This window comes from Streptomyces sp. NPDC004561, from assembly GCF_053602155.1.
Genome location: NZ_JBSGDB010000182.1, coordinates 1 through 16,507, shown reverse-complemented (window position 1 = coordinate 16,507; position 16,507 = coordinate 1). Strand labels below are relative to the sequence as shown.

General features: G+C 72.3%; 12 protein-coding genes. 5 read left to right on the top strand and 7 right to left on the bottom strand.

Annotation, left to right across the window (positions count from 1 at the left end; genetic code table 11):
* Nucleotides 1-88 precede the first annotated feature (88 nt).
* The 3 genes from ACWEN3_RS23365 (at nt 89) to ACWEN3_RS23355 (ending at nt 5,443) form a co-directional block, all read left to right on the top strand.
* Nucleotides 89-1,384 carry a ribonuclease D gene (locus ACWEN3_RS23365; protein WP_452974243.1) on the top strand — a complete coding sequence of 432 codons (1,296 nt, stop codon included), beginning with the start codon at nt 89-91 and terminating at the stop codon, nt 1,382-1,384.
* A gap of 715 nt (nt 1,385-2,099) precedes the next feature.
* Nucleotides 2,100-3,317, top strand: a complete 1,218-nt coding sequence (locus ACWEN3_RS23360; protein ID WP_452974240.1) for a thiolase family protein — start codon at nt 2,100-2,102, stop codon at nt 3,315-3,317.
* The gene (locus ACWEN3_RS23355; RefSeq protein ID WP_452974236.1) at nt 3,314-5,443 is read left to right on the top strand and encodes a 3-hydroxyacyl-CoA dehydrogenase NAD-binding domain-containing protein; all 2,130 of its coding nucleotides are present in this window, start codon (nt 3,314-3,316) and stop codon (nt 5,441-5,443) included. The genes ACWEN3_RS23360 and ACWEN3_RS23355 overlap by 4 nt, the downstream gene beginning before the upstream one ends.
* A 53-nt stretch (nt 5,444-5,496) precedes the next feature.
* On the opposite strand, the gene ACWEN3_RS23350 is transcribed toward ACWEN3_RS23355, so the two are convergent.
* From ACWEN3_RS23350 to ACWEN3_RS23325, 6 genes are all read right to left on the bottom strand, one after another.
* Entirely contained in the window at nt 5,497-6,513 is a 1,017-nt protein-coding gene (locus tag ACWEN3_RS23350; RefSeq protein ID WP_452974233.1) for a hypothetical protein, read from the bottom strand.
* Between the two features lie 49 nt (nt 6,514-6,562).
* Entirely contained in the window at nt 6,563-7,618 is a 1,056-nt protein-coding gene (locus ACWEN3_RS23345; RefSeq protein WP_452974230.1) for an NlpC/P60 family protein, read from the bottom strand.
* A gap of 37 nt (nt 7,619-7,655) precedes the next feature.
* Nucleotides 7,656-8,138 carry a poly-gamma-glutamate biosynthesis protein PgsC/CapC gene (locus ACWEN3_RS23340; protein ID WP_452974227.1) on the bottom strand — a complete coding sequence of 161 codons (483 nt, stop codon included), beginning with the start codon at nt 8,136-8,138 and terminating at the stop codon, nt 7,656-7,658.
* Nucleotides 8,135-9,784 (bottom strand): poly-gamma-glutamate synthase PgsB, encoded by a 1,650-nt coding sequence (gene pgsB / locus ACWEN3_RS23335; protein ID WP_452974224.1) that lies wholly within the window; start codon nt 9,782-9,784, stop codon nt 8,135-8,137. The genes ACWEN3_RS23340 and pgsB overlap by 4 nt, the downstream gene beginning before the upstream one ends.
* Nucleotides 9,785-9,790: 6 nt before the next feature.
* Nucleotides 9,791-12,034, bottom strand: coding sequence for a HAMP domain-containing protein (locus ACWEN3_RS23330; RefSeq protein WP_452974221.1), 2,244 nt, complete (start codon nt 12,032-12,034; stop codon nt 9,791-9,793).
* Nucleotides 12,035-12,244: 210 nt separating this feature from the next.
* Nucleotides 12,245-13,462, bottom strand: a complete 1,218-nt coding sequence (locus tag ACWEN3_RS23325; RefSeq protein ID WP_452974218.1) for a CapA family protein — start codon at nt 13,460-13,462, stop codon at nt 12,245-12,247.
* A 44-nt stretch (nt 13,463-13,506) separates the two neighbouring features.
* Here ACWEN3_RS23325 and ACWEN3_RS23320 point away from each other — a divergent pair, with 44 nt between their 5' ends.
* Both ACWEN3_RS23320 and ACWEN3_RS23315 read left to right on the top strand, forming a co-directional pair.
* Nucleotides 13,507-14,448: a hypothetical protein gene (locus tag ACWEN3_RS23320; RefSeq protein ID WP_452974215.1), complete on the top strand. Its 942-nt coding sequence runs from the start codon at nt 13,507-13,509 to the stop codon at nt 14,446-14,448.
* 21 nt (nt 14,449-14,469) lie between these two features.
* Entirely contained in the window at nt 14,470-14,877 is a 408-nt protein-coding gene (locus ACWEN3_RS23315) for an NTP pyrophosphohydrolase (RefSeq protein ID WP_452974212.1), read from the top strand.
* A gap of 10 nt (nt 14,878-14,887) precedes the next feature.
* Here the strand turns inward: ACWEN3_RS23315 and ACWEN3_RS23310 are convergent, their stop codons facing one another.
* Nucleotides 14,888-16,387, bottom strand: a complete 1,500-nt coding sequence (locus ACWEN3_RS23310) for an amino acid permease (RefSeq protein WP_452974210.1) — start codon at nt 16,385-16,387, stop codon at nt 14,888-14,890.
* Between the last annotated feature and the right edge of the window lie 120 nt (nt 16,388-16,507).

Below are 16,507 nucleotides of genomic sequence, written 5' to 3'. Positions count from 1 at the left end.
GGAGGTCACGGTCAGGCCGTACGAGATGATCGCGCCCAGGTGGCACATGCTGGCCAGGGACACGGCGGCCGACGGATACCCTTGACAGGTGACCGACGCCCAAGACACCGCAGCAGACAGCTCCCTGCGCAGCAACGGAGGCACGCCTCCGGACGACGCCGGATCTTCTGTGATGGGGGCGCCGACACCGTTGCTCGAACCCCGTGAGGGCATTCCGCCCGTGATCACGGACGCGGCCGCCCTCGCCGAGGTGACGGCCGCATTCGCCGCCGGCTCCGGCCCCGTCGCCGTGGACGCCGAGCGCGCCTCCGGCTACCGCTACGGCCAGCGCGCCTACCTGGTGCAGCTGCGCCGTGAGGGCGCCGGCACCGCGCTGATCGACCCCGTCGCCTGCCCCGACCTGTCCGGGCTCGGCGAGGCGCTGTCCGGCGTCGAGTGGGTGCTGCACGCGGCGACCCAGGACCTGCCCTGCCTGCGCGAGATAGGCATGGTTCCCACCGGCCTGTTCGACACCGAGCTGGCCGGCCGGCTCGCCGGGTTCCCCCGGGTGGGCCTCGGCGCCATGGTCGAGGGCGTCCTCGGCTTCGTCCTGGAGAAGGGCCACTCCGCGGTCGACTGGTCCACCCGCCCGCTGCCCGAGCCGTGGCTGCGCTACGCGGCCCTGGACGTGGAGCTCCTCGTCGACCTGCGGGACGCCCTGGAGAAGGAGCTGGACCGGCAGGGCAAGCTGGAGTGGGCCCTGCAGGAGTTCGACGCGATCGCGACCGCGCCGCCGGCCGAGCCCCGCAAGGACCCCTGGCGCCGGACGTCCGGGATGCACAAGGTGCGGCGGCGCCGGCAGCTGGCCGTCGTCCGGGAGCTGTGGGAGACGCGGGACCGCGTCGCGCAGCGGCGGGACGTGTCGCCGGGCAAGGTGCTGTCGGACGCGGCCATCGTGGAGGCCGCGCTCGCGCTGCCGCTCAACGTGCACGCACTGGCCGCGCTGAACGGGTTCGGGCACCGGACCGGGCGCCGCCAGCTGGAGCAGTGGCAGGCGGCCGTGGACCGGGCCAAGGCCCTGCCCGACACCGCGCTGCCGCAGCCGGGCCAGCCGGTGACCGGTCCGCCGCCGCCCCGGGCGTGGGCCGACAAGGACCCCGCCGCCGCGGCACGGCTGTCGGCCGCGCGGGCGGGCGTGTCGGCGCTGGCCGAACAGCTCGGCATGCCCCAGGAGAACCTGGTCTCCCCGGACACCGTGCGGCGCCTGTGCTGGGAGCCGCCCGCCGTGGCCGACACCGGTTCCGTGGGGGCCGCCCTCGCCGGCTACGGCGCCCGGCCGTGGCAGGTGGACCTGGTCACGCCCGTGCTCGTCGCCGCACTGACCGGCACCGGGGCGAGCGCCTAGCGCCTGCCCGGCGACCCGCGCCACGGGAGCCCGACGGCACCCGACGAGCGCGGGCTGACCGGGATCCGGTGCCTTCGGCCGCGCAGTGGCACCTCGCCACCCGAGCGGCCGAGCACGGAGCCGGCAAACCTACGGCGACGCGACGGGCAGGCGTGCGGGAGTCGGTGCGTCCGGCCGCACGGTGGAGAAGCCTGCTGCCACCCGAGCAGCCAGATCGACGTCGACGCCACGGGCGGGCGTACGGAATCCGGTGCCTCCGGCCGCACGGCGGAAAAGCGCCCCGCCACCCGAGCGGCCCAGCACGGGGACCGGCAAACCGGCGGCGACGCCACGGGCAGGTGTGCGGCAGCCGGTGCCTCGGCGGTACGGGCGGCGGAGGAGGGCCTCGCCGCCGAGTGGCCGAGGGTGCACGCTCGGTGACCGGAGGTAGCGTGTCGGAGCGTGGGGCCGCGTGAGGATCCGCCGAGGGGTTCCGCCGTTGCGCCGGGGGCCCGTCGTGGCTGGTGGCGCGGTTCGCCGTGTCGCGTTTTCGGGGCACCCCCGGCCCGTCGAGATCCCGCCAAGATGTTCGGCGGCTGCGCCGATGGTGTGACGTTCACCGCTCCCCCCGGCAGGACTGTGCAGCTACGTTACTCATAAGTAGCATGGGTCCTGAGCGCGCGCTCAGCGCAGCGCCGCGCAGCAGTGCCATCCCGCACCCTGGAGGAGAGCCATCGTGCCTCGTACCGTCAGGGACGTCGTCTTCGTCGACGGCGTCCGCACCCCGTTCGGCAAGGCGGGCCCGAAGGGCATCTACCACGAGACCCGCGCCGACGACCTCGTCGTGAAGGCGATCCGGGAGCTGCTGCGCCGCAACCCCGGCCTGGACCCGAAGAAGATCGACGAGGTCGCCATCGCCGCGACCACGCAGATCGGCGACCAGGGCCTGACCCTCGGCCGCACGGCCGGCATCCTCGCGGGCCTGCCGCAGTCCGTCCCCGGCTACTCCATCGACCGCATGTGCGCCGGCGCCCTGACCGCCGTGACGACCACCGCCGGTTCGATCGCCTTCGGCGCCTACGACGCCGTCATCGCCGGTGGCGTGGAGCACATGGGCCGCCACCCGATGGGCGAGGGCGTGGACCCGAACCCGCGCTTCGTCAGCGAGAAGCTGGTCGACGAGTCCGCCCTGTTCATGGGCATGACGGCGGAGAACCTGCACGACCGCTACCCGCACATCACCAAGCTGCGCGCCGACGAGTACGCGGTGCGCTCGCAGGAGAAGGCCGCCAAGGCGTACGCCAACGGCAAGATCCAGCAGGACCTGGTGCCGATCTCGGTGCGCCGTACCAGCCCCGATGCCGGCGAGACCGGCTGGGGCCTGGTCACGGCCGACGAGCCGATGCGCCCGGGCACCACCCTGGAGAACCTCTCCGGCCTCAAGACCCCGTTCCGCGTCCACGGCCGGGTCACCGCCGGCAACGCGGCCGGCCTGAACGACGGCGCCACCGCGTCGATCATCGCGAGCGAGGACTTCGCCCGCGAGAACGGCCTGCCGGTCAAGATGCGCCTGGTCTCCTACGCCTTCGCGGGCGTCGAGCCCGAGGTCATGGGCTACGGCCCGATCCCGGCCACGGAGAAGGCCCTCGCCAAGGCGGGCCTGTCCATCTCCGACATCGGCCTGTTCGAGATCAACGAGGCCTTCGCCGTCCAGGTCCTGGCCCTGCTCGACCACTACGGCATCGCCGACGACGACGCGCGCGTCAACCAGTACGGCGGCGCCATCGCCTTCGGCCACCCGCTGGCCTCCTCCGGCGTCCGTCTGATGACGCAGCTGGCCCGCCAGTTCGAGGAGCAGCCGCACGTCCGCTACGGCCTGACCACCATGTGCGTCGGCTTCGGCATGGGCGCGACGGTCATCTGGGAGAACCCGCACTTCGAGGGGGACAAGTGAGCACCACCGCTGAGCTTCTGAAGGGCGCGGCCGAGCTGTTCCCCGACGAGGTCGTGACGTCGGCGCACGTACGCCACTTCGACCTCCCCTTCGGCGCCGGGCGCTTCGCGCTCATCACGCTGGACAACGGCCTGGACCACACCAAGCCGACCACCTTCGGCCCGGCCTCGCTGGCGAACCTCAACGCCGCCGTCGACCAGGTCGAGAAGGAGGCGGCCGAGGGCACGATCGTCGGTGCCGGCATCACCGGCAAGCCGTTCATCTTCGCGGTCGGCGCCGACCTCAAGGGCGTCGAGCTGCTGAAGAAGCACGAGGACGCGCTGGCCATCGGCAAGGGCGGCCACGAGGTCTTCAAGCGCCTCGCGGGTCTCGCGGTGCCGACGTTCGCCTACTACAACGGCGCGGCGATGGGCGGCGGCGTCGAGGTCGGCCTGCACTGCACCTACCGGACCGTCTCCAAGGCGATCCCCGCGTTCTCGCTGCCCGAGGTCTTCCTCGGCCTGGTCCCCGGCTGGGGCGGCTGCACGCTGCTGCCGAACCTGATCGGCGCCGAAAAGGCCGTCTCGGTCATCATCGAGAACTCGCTGAACCAGAACAGGCAGCTCAAGGGCAAGCAGGTCTTCGAGCTCGGGATCGCCGACGCCCTCTTCGAGGGCGCCGACTTCCTGGAGCAGTCGCTGCTGTGGACCGCGCAGGTCCTCAAGGGCGACATCAAGGTCGAGCGCCCGGCGATCGACCGCGGCGAGGGCTGGGACCAGGCCGTCGCCAAGGGCCGCTTCATCGCGGACTCCAAGGTGCACGGCGCGGCCCCGGCCGCCTACCGCGCCCTCGACATCATCGAGGCCGCCAAGAACGGCGACCTCCAGCAGGGTTACGACGCCGAGGACCAGGCCCTCGCCGACCTGATCATGGGCGGCGAACTGCGCGCCGGCATCTACGCGTTCAACCTCGTGCAGAAGCGCGGCAAGCGCCCGGCGGGCGCCCCGGACAAGAACCTGGCCCGCCCGGTCACCAAGGTCGGCGTCGTCGGCGCCGGTCTGATGGCCTCGCAGCTGGCCCTGCTCTTCCTGCGCCGTCTGGAGGTGCCGGTCGTGCTGACCGACATCGACCAGGAGCGCGTCGACAAGGGTGTGGGCTACGTCCACGCCGAGATCGAGAAGCTGCTCGGCAAGGGCCGGATCAACCAGGACAAGGCCAACCGCCTCAAGGCGCTGGTGACCGGTGTGCTGGACAAGGCCGAGGGCTTCGCGGACGCCGACTTCATCATCGAAGCGGTGTTCGAGGAGATGGGTGTCAAGCAGAAGGTGTTCGCGGAGGTCGAGGCGGTCGCCCCGGCGCACGCGATCCTCGCGACCAACACCTCCTCCCTGTCGGTGTCGGAGATGGCGTCGAAGCTGAAGAACCCCGAGCGGGTCGTCGGCTTCCACTTCTTCAACCCGGTCGCCGTCCTGCCGCTGCTCGAGATCGTCCGCGGCGAGAAGACGGACGACGCCTCCCTGGCCACGGCCTTCGCCGTCGCCAAGAAGCTGAAGAAGACCGCGGTCCTCACCAAGGACGCCCCGGCGTTCGTGGTGAACCGCATCCTGACCCGCTTCATGGGCGAGATCCAGAACGTCATCGACGAGGGCACCCCGGTCGCGGTCGCCGAGAAGGCCATCGAGCCCCTGGGCCTGCCGATGTCCCCGCTGGTCCTGCTCGAACTGGTCGGCCCGGCCATCGGCCTGCACGTCTCGGAGACCCTCAACCGGGCCTTCCCGGACCGCTTCACCGTCTCCGCGAACCTCGCGGCCGTCGTCAAGGCCGGCAAGCGCGGCTTCTACGTGTACGACAGCGGCAAGCCGGAGCTGGACCCGGAGATCGCCGCGCTGCTGGAGCAGGGCGATGTCGTCCTGACCGAGGAGCAGGTGCGGGCGCGGGTGCTCGACGCGGTGGCGCAGGAGATCGGGCTCATGCTCGAGGAGGGCGTCGTCGCCGAGGCCCAGGACATCGACCTGTGCCTGATCACGGGCGCCGGCTGGCCCTTCCACCTGGGCGGCATCACGCCGTACCTGGACCGCGAGGGTGTCTCGGAGCGCGTGAACGGCAAGAGGTTCCTGGCGCCGGGTGTGGCAAGCGTCCCCGCGTGACACCGGTGACATGACGAAAGGGCCCCCGCGGCGGCGGGGGCCCTTTCGCGTGCTCAGACCGGTTGCCACGCCTCCAGCGCCAGCCCCGGCTCGTCCTTGCGCCGGGTCAGCAGGAGCTCGCCGGTGGACGCGGACAACGTTGCCGCCACGACCCGGCCGTCCTCGTCCGCCGTCAGGGAGATCCGCGCGTCCACCGGCAGTTGCGGGCCCGACTCGGTCCACCAGGCGCCGGCCGACTCCAGCTCGGTCGGGTACGCGGCGAAGGCGGTCCGGCCGCTCGCCGAGCGCTGGGCGAGCAGGGTGCAGTCGTGGCCGTCGAGTTCGCAGCGGACCGCGGCGACCGGGCCGTGGCCCGCCGAGGGCAGGACGACGGCCGGCTCGGCGCCGGGCCGCCAGGCGCGGACGTCACCATCGGCGTCGGTGTAGAAGACGGTCGTGCGGTCGGCGGACGTGGCGAGGGCGTACAGGGTGCCCGGGCGCACCGCGGTCCGCACGGTCTCCCGCAGGACCGGCTCGGCGCCCGGCTCCTCCTGGCGCCAGTGCGCGATGCCCTCGGGCACGGCCGCGTACAGCTCGACCCGGCCCGCGTCCCCGGTCACCGCCGCGAGGCCGTCGCGCACCTCGCCGCCCTTGAGGTCCCGCCAGGGCTCCCAGCCGCCCTTCTCCTTCTGCGCGAGCAGGCTCACCCCGCCGTCGGCGTTGGGCACGAAGACATGTGCGCGGCCCTGCGCGTCGACCGCGACGGCGGGCGTACCGGTCCGGTCGCCCTTCTTGTGCGGGTGACCGATCGGGTTCCAGTCCAGGGCCGCGAGGTGGGGGCGGAAGTGGGTGGAGTGCACCAGTCCCGACTCGCCCTCGGCGGTGGGCCGCCAGGACACCAGGTGGGCGTAGCCGTCGGCGCCCTGGCCGACCGCCAGGGCGGGGTGCAGCCGCTGTTCGCCGCCGATCCTGCGCGGGGCGCTCCAGGGGCCGCCGGGGCCGCGCTCCACCCGGCACAGGACGGCGTCGCCCGACAGCTGGTAGACACTGAGCCGGCCGTCTCGGCCGCGAAGGAGCCAGTCGCCGTTCACCGGATCACTGTAAGCCGGGGCGGACCCGCCCCGGCCGCCCCCGAGCAGCTCACAGCCGCTTCGCGCTGCGGAACAGCCCGGCGTAGAAGCCGTTGCCGTCGAGCCGCGAGACACCGCCCTTGTCGCCGATCGTGGGGCCGTTCTGCTCCTTGCGGCTGGAGACGAAGACCTTGTGGCCCTGGGTGTCCGGGCCCAGATAGATCGCCGAGTGGTCCATGTGGTTGCCGGTGCGGTGGTCCATCTTGAAGAACAGCAGATCCCCCGGCTGGAGGACGTCGATGTTCCTCGGCCGCTCGTACCAGGGGCTCGGGCCCTGGAGCTTGACGACGTCGACGCCGACGTCGGAGCGGGCCATGGCGTCGGCGGTGCGCGGCAGTCCGTCGCCGGAGCTGTTGCCGGCGCGCAGCGGGTAGCGGGCGCGGTAGCCGTAGACCAGGCGCAGATAGCCGGAGCAGTCCACCGAGCGAAGCCGGTCCGTCTGCGGCTGCGCGGTGGTGCCGTCCCGGAAGGTGTACGGGGTGCCGAGGTAGTCGTAGAAGTCAGTCTGCTCGTAGCGGTCCACCCCGTCGGGCTTGAGGGGTCCGTAGTAGGCGCGCCCCTCGTACTGGACGCCCTGGGCGTCCTTCTTGGCGGGCGCCCCCTGCACGTACTGGAAGGCGAACGCGAAGACGTCGTCCTCCTCGCTGCCGTAGTACTGCTTGAACCAGTCCTTGAACCACTGCTGGTTCTCGGCGCCCCGGGTCCACGGCTCGGGCAGGAGGCGCACCCAGTCGTCGGTGACCACCTTGGTGCTGGTGGTGGCCGGTTCGCTGAAGGTCCGCGTGGGGCCCTTGAGCGTGGCGGTGCGGGCGCCGTCGGTGAAGGCGGCGATGACGGCGCCCTTGCCGTCGCGCAGCACCGAGCGGGCCGGGTTGTTCAGCCGTTCCCAGGTCTGCCGGCCGGTCGCCCCGCCCGAGTTCCTGAGGGCGTCGTCGGTGATGCTCTGGGCGGCCGGGGCCTTCGCCTGCTCGTCCTTGCGCAGTTCGTACGTGAAGTACGCGCTGCCCGCGAGCAGTGCGAGCACCGTCGCCGCGTGGACGACGGGACGGCCTTTGCGCTTCGGCATGGTGGGAGCTCCAGGGTTGCGTCGAAGGCGGGCGGGTTCAGGTGGCGGGCATGAGGCCCAGGAGGATGCCTGCGGTCAGGACCACATAGGTGGCGAGGGTGACCGATCCGACGGACAGCAGGGTCGCGCCCTTGGGCTGGCGGACCAGCTGGTAGCCGACCAGGCCCGGCACGATGAAGCCGAGCGTCTGGTTCGCGTACAGCAGCGGGAACTCCATCTGGAGCACGATGATCACGGTGGCCTGGATGAGCACACCGCTGAGCACGACGGCCGCGAACAGCCGCTTGCCGTACAGGATCACGAACTTCTGGAGCAGCAGCGTGGCGACGTAGGTCAGCACGGTCACCCCGACCACCAGCGCGGCCCGCTGGAGGTCCTCGATGAGGGTGAGCGCCAGCCAGCCCGGCGTGATCATGCCGCCCGGCGACAGATTGGTCGTCAGGTAGCACATCAGCGAGAACATCAGCCCCAGGCCGATACCGATCGCGGCGATCTCGGGGGTGAGGACGGAGGGGATCAACGCTGGTCTCCTGGGCTGTGCCACTGCTGGCTGTCGTCGTCGAAGTGCTGCGGAGGAAGGCGGGGTTCGAACAGCCCGCGCGGGGGCGTCTGTCCGGGGTGCTGCCGCGGCCGGGTGTCGTACGGGTGCGGATCGGCGGCGTCGCGCTGGACGGGGACCCGCGGTGCGTACGGTCGCGGGGCCTGCGGCTCCTCGCCGTACTCCGGCCGTCCGTACGGCTGCTGGGAGTACGAGTGCTGGGCGTGCGGCTGCGGTGTGTACGACTGCTGCTGCGCGTACGGCTGTTCCGCGTACGGCTGCCCGGGATGGGACTGCTGGGTGTAGCGCGCCTCGTACGCCTCCGAGTAGCCCTGGTACGGGTCGATGCGGGGCGCGTAGAGCGGCGCGGTCTCGGCGTGCCGGTCCTCGGCGGGCGCCGCGCCGGCGTGGCCGGCCGGGGCCGCGGCGGCGGGTTCGTCCGGGGAGTCGTCCGGCGGGAGTTCGGCGAGGTGCTCCAGCAGGATCTCGCCCTGGCCGTGGATGTTGCCGATCGCCACCAGCGAGGAGTCGGGGCCCAGCGTCTCCAGCAGCCGGGCCATGAACTCCCCGGGGTCGCGCCGGTCGCCGCCGAGGTCGACGGCGCGCGAGCGGAACCCGGCCGGGATGGCGTCGATGGCCGACTTGGCGGGGTGGCCGATCACGAAGACGTGCTCGGGGTCGAGATCGGGGATGATCTCGCCCATCTGCCCGTTGCGCTCGACCCGGTCGGGACGGCAGTTGACGACCACGTTGAGGGGGCGGTGGATGGCTCCGAGGTCGAGCAGCTGGTTGATGTTCATCAGCGTCGACTCGGGGTCGTTGGCCGCGAAGACGTTGGCGAAGCGCAGCCTGTGGCCCTGGGGCGTCAGATAGCGCTCGACGGAGAGCACACCGGGGTCCGGCGGGGCCTCGTACATCCCCCGCAGGGCCGTCTCCCGGTCGACGCCGAGGAGTTCGGCGACGGTCAGCGCGATCGCCACGTTCTCCTTGAAGGTGAACCAGCTGAAGCCGCGCAGCTCCTCGTCGGTGACGGTCTCGGGGTCGGCGTAGACCAGCCTGCAGTTCCGCGCGTCCGCCTCTTCCTGGAGGATGTGGAAGCGCTCCTTCTCGGCGGTGACGCAGATGCCGTCCTCGGGCATCGAGCGGCACAGCGAGCGGGCCACGTCGTCCAGGGTGGGGCCCATCTCCGCGAGGTGGTCCTCCCGGACGTTGCAGAGCACGCCGATGGTGGAGCGGATCAGCTTGGACTGGTTGATCTCCTGGAGGGCCGGCATGACGGCCATGCACTCGATGACGAGGGCGTCCGGCTTGTACGCCGCGGCGCGCCGCACGATGCCGATCTGCTCGACCACGTTGGCGATGCCGAACTTGCGGTAGACCGGCTCCTCCGTGGCGTCCGGGTGGATGAACCGGGCCGCGGTGCCGGTGGTCTTGGCGACGGTGACCAGACCGCCGCCGCGCAGCGCGCCCGCGCACAGCCGGGTGATGGAGGACTTGCCCCGGATGCCGTTGACCAGCACCCGGGTGGGTATGTGGTCCAGGCTGGTGAAGTGCCGCCGCTGCTCCACGACGCCCATGACGAGCATGATCGTGCAGCCGATCAGCAGTACGAAGTAGAGGAAGAGCACGGGTGATCAGTTCCTTGTGTGCTGCCGGGGCGGGGTGCTGCGGGGCTCCTGCCGGCGTCTGCTCTGCAGTTGCTGCCGGATGATCTCCAGGGACCGCGTCACCGCGCCGACCTCGTCGTGGTGCTGGGGGAAGAGCACGGCCTTGCGGTCGCCGTCGGCCAGCGCCTCGGCCCGGTCGGCGAGCGAGCGCAGCGGCCGGGCGACCACGATGTGCAGCCAGCCCAGGCAGGCGACGGCCGCCGTGCCGCCGAGCAGGCCGGCGAGGACGGTGCGGTTCTGGGTCTCGTACCCGGGGATCGCGAGCCGGCCGGCGGACTGCCAGCTGACCACGCTCCAGCCGAGCGGCTCGGCGGCGCCGCTGCCGGAGAACGGCGCCGCGGCGGCGATCCGCACCCCGTTCTCGCGGTAGAGCACGCCGTTCGCGCGCGGTTTCTTGCCGAGCCGCTGGGCGCTGGCCTCGAAGAGGTCCTTCAGCCGGTCGTCGGGCAGCGGCTGGAAGGCGAGGAAGCCGGTGTTGCCGGCGATGACCTCGCCGCGGCCGTCCACCAGCCGGACCACGCCCAGGCCGGGCCGGTTCAGCAGGGCGTTGAGGAACTCGACGCGGAACTCGCCGACCAGCTGGGCGCCGTTGTGGCCGGGGATGTCGGCGGCGCCGACGACGACGGGCTCCTTGCCGCCGTGGCCCAGAAGCCGCAGACGGGTGCCGGAGACCCGCTTGGACCGGATCACCCGGGGCTTGCCGCCCTGCCGGGCCTCGATCGCGCCCGAGGAGTCGACGACGTAGAGCGAGCGGTAGCGCCGGTTCTCGTCGACGGTGCGGCGCAGCACCTCGGCCATGGCGCCGGGCGCGGTCCGGTTGCCGATCAGGGAGGCGACCGACTGCAGGTCGGCGTCGCCCTCGTTGAGCGCGCGGCGCACCCGGTCGCTGAGCGTGTCGGTGCGTTCGCGCTGGTCGTCGACGAGCTGCCGGGGTACGACGACCGTGGCGTCCGCGCGGTTGAGGAGCAGCATCAGCGGTGCGGCCCAGGCCAGCAGCAGCAACGCGCAGACGGCGAGCAGGGCCCGGGTGCCGATCCGGCGCGGGCCGCGCGGTCGCGGCGAGGGTCCGGTGGCCTCGGGGGGCTCTCCCAGGAGCTGCCGGCGCAGCCGGTCCAGGGCGGTGCCGATGCGGCGGGCCTCGCCGTAGCCGGGGACGGTGACGGGCCGGGTCAGGTCGCCCCGGGTGAGCCGGCGGGACTCCAGGAACAGCCGGATCAGCGGGCGCTGCACGGTGCCCAGCAGCACCGCCACGGCGAGTGCGCCGACGACGAGCAGCGCGCCGCCCGCCAGCAGGCCGAACACCGGTGAGGCGGTGCCGGTGGACTCCTCGGCCACCTGGACCATGGCGACCACGGACAGGCCGAGGCCGGAGGCGGTGGTGACCTCGCCGGGCTCGGGCGCGGCCAGGCCGGCGTACCCGGCGACGGACCGGTCGCTGAGCACATGGCCGCCGAGCAGGCTGCCGCTGACGCCCTGGTAGCCGCCGCTGCCGGGCTCCTTGCCGCTGCGCGGGTCCTGCCCGGCCCGGCGGGCGGCGGTCCGGGCGAAGTCCTTCAGCTGCGCGGCGGAGGCCCTGGCCGCCTTGCGGTCGAGGCTGTTGGCGGCCTGCTCGGGTTCGGGGATGCCGTCGCTGCTGAGGACCGTGCCGTCGCGGTCGACCACGGCGATGGAGCGGAACTGCCCGAGGCTGATGCCGGGGAACTTCAGGTTGCCGGCGGCCACGAGCAGCAGCTGCGGCCTGCCCGGCCAGCTCAGCAGCCCGAAGGAGAGCAGCCGTACCTCGCCGTTGCCCAGCCGGACCATGCGGGGCGCCAGTCCGTTCCCGCCGCCGAGGGCCGCGGTGTCCACGGAGGTCAGCGGCACGGTCTCGCCGCGGGCGGCGACCAGTTTGCCCGTGCGGATCTCGACGACGGCGGTGCCCACCCACTTCTGGTAGGTGCTGCCGAGCTTGTCCAGAACGGCGTCTCCGGAGACCGGCTGCCCGGCGCTGAACAGCGCGGCGGACCGGGTTACGTCGGTGACGGACTCGTCGATGGAGGCGCGCAGCGCGATGGCGCCGTCCTCCGCGAAGTGCTGCTGGGAGGTCAGCACCGCCTTCGGCACTCCGGCGTTGTCGGCCCGGCCCAGCACGAGGGCCGTGACACCGGCGAGCGTCAGCAGCAGCACCGACAGGACCGCGATCGGCGGGCGGATGCCGCCGATCAGCGACATGTCGGCTCGACGTCGGGCTCGGTGCTGGCGCGCCGGGGGCGGTGACGCCACGGGACGGTCCTCTCATGAATGCGGTTTCCGGGCGCGCCAAAGGCAGGAACGCGCCCGGAAACCTCAGACATGTAAGAGTTGGGTTAAGTTGTAGTAAGTACAACGTGATCTGCGCAACACCACGTGACCGCCCGGACGGCGCCGGACAGGGCCCGGCTGTCAGGGCAGCGGCGTCAGCGCCTCGAGGCCGTCCCCCGCCGCGCCGCGGTTGAGCAGGGTGCCCTCGGTGCGCTCGAAGGCGAGCCGCAGCCGGGCCCGCTGGGCGGCCGTGAGGCCGTGGTCGTCCCGGAGCGCGGCCGGCACGTCCAGCAGGCGGTAGTCCCGCACGTCGCCGCCGCCGTAGGCGGCCGTGCCGCCGTCCCGGGCGTTCTCGGCGGACGGCGGGATCGTCAGCAGCGTCGGCTCGAAGCGGGGCCGGACCTCCCAGCGGCCCCTGCCCTGCTCGGTGAACGTGAACCAGGCGATCACGCCCTCCTCGGTCAGTCCCGTGGGCGCCTCGTGCCGGGCGATCTGGTTGCCGAGACCGTAGGTGATCCAGGTCCCGCCGACCTTCTCCATCGGCTCCACGACGTGCGCGTGGTGGCCGATGACCAGGTTGATCCCGGTGTGCCGGGCGATCTGCCGGGCGAAGGACAGCTGGGAGGCCGAGGGTTCGGGATGGTGCTCGCGCCCCCAGTGCAGAGAGAGGATCACCACTTCGGCACCGGCCTCACGGGCGCGCTGCTCGGCGGCCCGGATCCGGCCGAGGTCCTGCTGGTCGGCGAGCCAGGGCTTGTCCTTCGGCAGCCTGTGCGGCTCGTTGAAGCCGTACGCGAAGGAGAGCTGCGCGACCTTGACGCCCTTGACGTCCATGACCAGCGGGGTGAGTGCCTCCTTCCGGGTGCGGAAGGAGCCCGTGTGCCCGAGGCCGGCGGCGTCGAGCGCGTCCAGGGTGCGCTTCACGCCCTCGTATCCGTGGTCGAGGGTGTGGTTGGAGGCGGTGGAGCAGGTGTCGTAGCCGATGTCCTTGATCGTCTTCGCGGTCTGCGGCGGCACCTGGAAGTCGGGGAAGCCCTCGAAGGGCCCCGCGGCCGTGCCCATGACCGGCTCGAAGTGGCAGATCGCCAGGTCGGCCTTGCTGATCACCGGCTTGATGCCGGCCATCATCGGCCCGAAGTCCAGCCCGTCCACGCCCTTGCCGGTGCGCCCCGCGTCCTTGCGCGCCTGGTCGACCAGTTCGGGGTGCATCAGGATGTCCCCGGCGGCCGCGACGGTGAAGGAGCGCCCGCTCCCCTGGCCGTTCGCGTCGTCCGCCGCGAGGCCGCAGCCGGAGACCGCGGCGACGAGGGAGAGCGGGGTCAGCAGGATCAGCAGGGTGCGGCTCAGGCGTCTGTTCACCGGGATATCTTGATACAACCATGAGAGCCACCCGACCTCGCACCATGACTATCGCAGCAGTTCTGCTGGTTGTCGCCGTTCTGGCCGGGGCGCTCACGCTGCTGCTCCAGCACACCCGCAGCGACGCCGGACGGCCCGCGCCCGAGGGCGACCAGCGGATCGACCTGGCGCGCGCGGTGGCCGGGTTCACCAGCCGGTTCAGCCCCGGCCACGGCTACCGGCAGCCCGCCCCGGCCGACCGCCAGGCCATCGCCGAGGCGGTCGGGCTGCTGCTCGACGGGCATCGCGCGCAGGCCCAACAGCGGCTCGCGCAGGAGGACTTCAGTCTGCGCACGGTCGTCGACGCGGTTTCCGGACGGCACTTCGCCGAGGTGGCCGACCGTACCGACGACGCCGTGTCACCGCGCGGCTGGGGCCGGCTCTACCTCGATCTGGACCACCGCCCTCGCTGGTCGGTACAGGTCCCGCATCCCGTCTTCGACCGGGGCACGGAGCAGTTGGGGGTGCGGGTGCTGCGCGGCTCCCCCGGCGGTGTCCTGATCATCGCGGGAGCACATCGCAAAGCCGGGGAGGGGAACGCCGCGGACGTGGCGCACCGCGCGGACTCCGTCTTCAGCGCCGTCTGCGCCGAGCTGGCCCGCCGCGGGATGCCCGGCGTCCAGCTGCACGGCTTCGCCGCCTCCGCCGCCCCCGGCTACGACGCGATCACCTCCACCGGCACCGGGACGACCGGCCTCGGGGACGGCCGCAGACTGGCGGACGCCCTGCGCGCGCAGGGCCTGTCGGTGTGCGAGGCCTGGGCGCGGTCCTGCCCGCTGGAGGGCACGCAGAACGTGCAGGGCCACATCGCCGACGCCGATCACGTGCCGTTCCTGCACGTCGAACTCTCCCCCGTGGTGCGCGGCGGGGGCACGGCCGCCGAGCGGGCGGTCGCCGCGGTCGGCGTGATCACCCGCGGGTGGGACGAGTCCACCGGGGCACGGTGAGCCGGGGGGAACATGGCAGGCATGACGGACGCCGCTGACGCCCCCCGCGCCCCGGGCACGGTCCTGCCCCTCCTCGTCGTGGACGGCGCGAACGTCGTCGGGTCCGTGCCCGACGGCTGGTGGCGCGACCGCCGCGGGGCCGCCGAGCGGCTGCGCAACCGGCTGGTGCCGTACGCGGCCTCCGGCGCGGCCGGCCTGCCCGGACCGGTGGAACTGGTGCTGGTCGTCGAGGGCGCCGCCCGGGGGGTGCCGTCGGTGCCGGGGGTGCGCGTCGAGGAGGCGCCGGGCAGCGGCGACGACCGCATCGTGGAGCTCGCGGCGGCCGCCGGTGACCGCCCCTGCCTGGTCGTCACCGCCGACCGCGAGCTGCGCCGGCGGGTGGGGGAACTGGGCGCCGAGGTGACCGGGCCGCGCTCGGTGCTCGGCTGAGGGCGGGCGGCTACCGGGCCTCGCCCGCCGGGCTCTGCTCGCGCTGGGCGAGACGGCTGTGCCTGCGGCCGTAGAGGAAGTAGACGACGAAGCCGATCACCATCCAGATGGCGAACCGCAGCCAGGTCTCGGCCGGCAGGTTGAGCATCAGCCACAGCGTGGCGCACACCGAGAGGATCGGCACGAACGGGACCCACGGGGTGCGGAAGGCGCGGGGCAGGTCCGGGCGGGTCCTGCGGAGGATGATCACGCTGATCGCCACGACCACGAAGGCGAACAGGGTGCCGATGTTCACCAGCTCGGCCAGCTCGGCCAGGCTGGTGAAGCCGGCGACGATCGCGATGATCACGCCGAGCAGGATGGTCGGCCGGTGCGGGGTCTTGAACCGCGGGTGCACCCGGGAGAAGAAGCGGGGCAGCAGCCCGTCGCGGCTCATCGCGAAGAACACCCGGGTCTGGCCGAGCAGCAGGATCAGGCACACGGTGGTCAGGCCGATGGCGGCGCCGAAGCTGATCACACCCGCGAACCAGGGATGCCCGATGGCCTTGAAGGCGTCGGCGAGCGGCGCCTCCACGGACAGCCGGGTGTACTTCTCCATGCCGGTGACGACGATGGAGACGGCGACGTAGAGCACGGTGCAGATGAGCAGCGAGCCGAGGATGCCGCGGGGCATGTCCCGCTGCGGGTTGCGGGTCTCCTCGGCGGCGGTGGCGACGATGTCGAAGCCGATGAACGCGAAGAACACCACCGAGGCGGCGGTGAAGATGCCCATCACACCGAAGTTGGCGGGCGCCCAGCCGAACATCAGCTGGATGAGCGGGGCCTTGAGGCTGGCGCCCGCGGGCACCGGCTGGGGCTTCGGGATGAAGGGGCTGTAGTTGCCGCTGCGGACGAAGAAGGCGCCGGCGATGATCACGATGAGCACGACGGCCACCTTGATGGCGACGACCAGCGAGGTGATCCGGGCCGAGAGCTTCATGCCGAGGACGAGGATGCCGGTGAGCACCAGCACCAGGGCGGCGGCGAGGATGTCGAAGCCGAAGCCGGTGGCGTTGTCCCGGCCCGCCAGGTACCCCGGCAGGTGCCAGCCCGCGTTGTCCAGCAGCGAGCGGATGTAGCCGGACCAGCCGACCGCCACCACCGCCGTACCGAGCGCGAACTCCAGGACCAGGTCCCAGCCGATGATCCAGGCGGGCAGCTCGCCCAGGGAGGCGTAGCTGAACGTGTACGCCGAGCCCGCCACGGGGACCGTGGACGCGAACTCGGCGTAGCAGAGCGCGGCGAGCGCGCAGACCACGCCGGCCACCACGAAGGCGAGCGACACCGCCGGTCCGGCGTTGTTCTTGGCGACCTGTCCGGTGAGGACGAAGATGCCGGTGCCGATGATCACACCGACGCCGAACACGGTCAGATCGAGCGCGGAGAGGGTTTTCTTGAGGGAGTGCTCCGGCTCCTCGGTGTCCCGGATGGACTGCTCGACGTTCTTCGTCCTGAAGAGCGAGCTGCTCACGTTCCTGCCTCCCACGCTTGTCGTCCTCGACATGATCGAGAGGGTCGGGGATGCGTATGCCCCGGCACTGGCAGGTTCACGCAGACGGGCCGGTTCCGCCACCTGGAGAAGTGGCGGAAC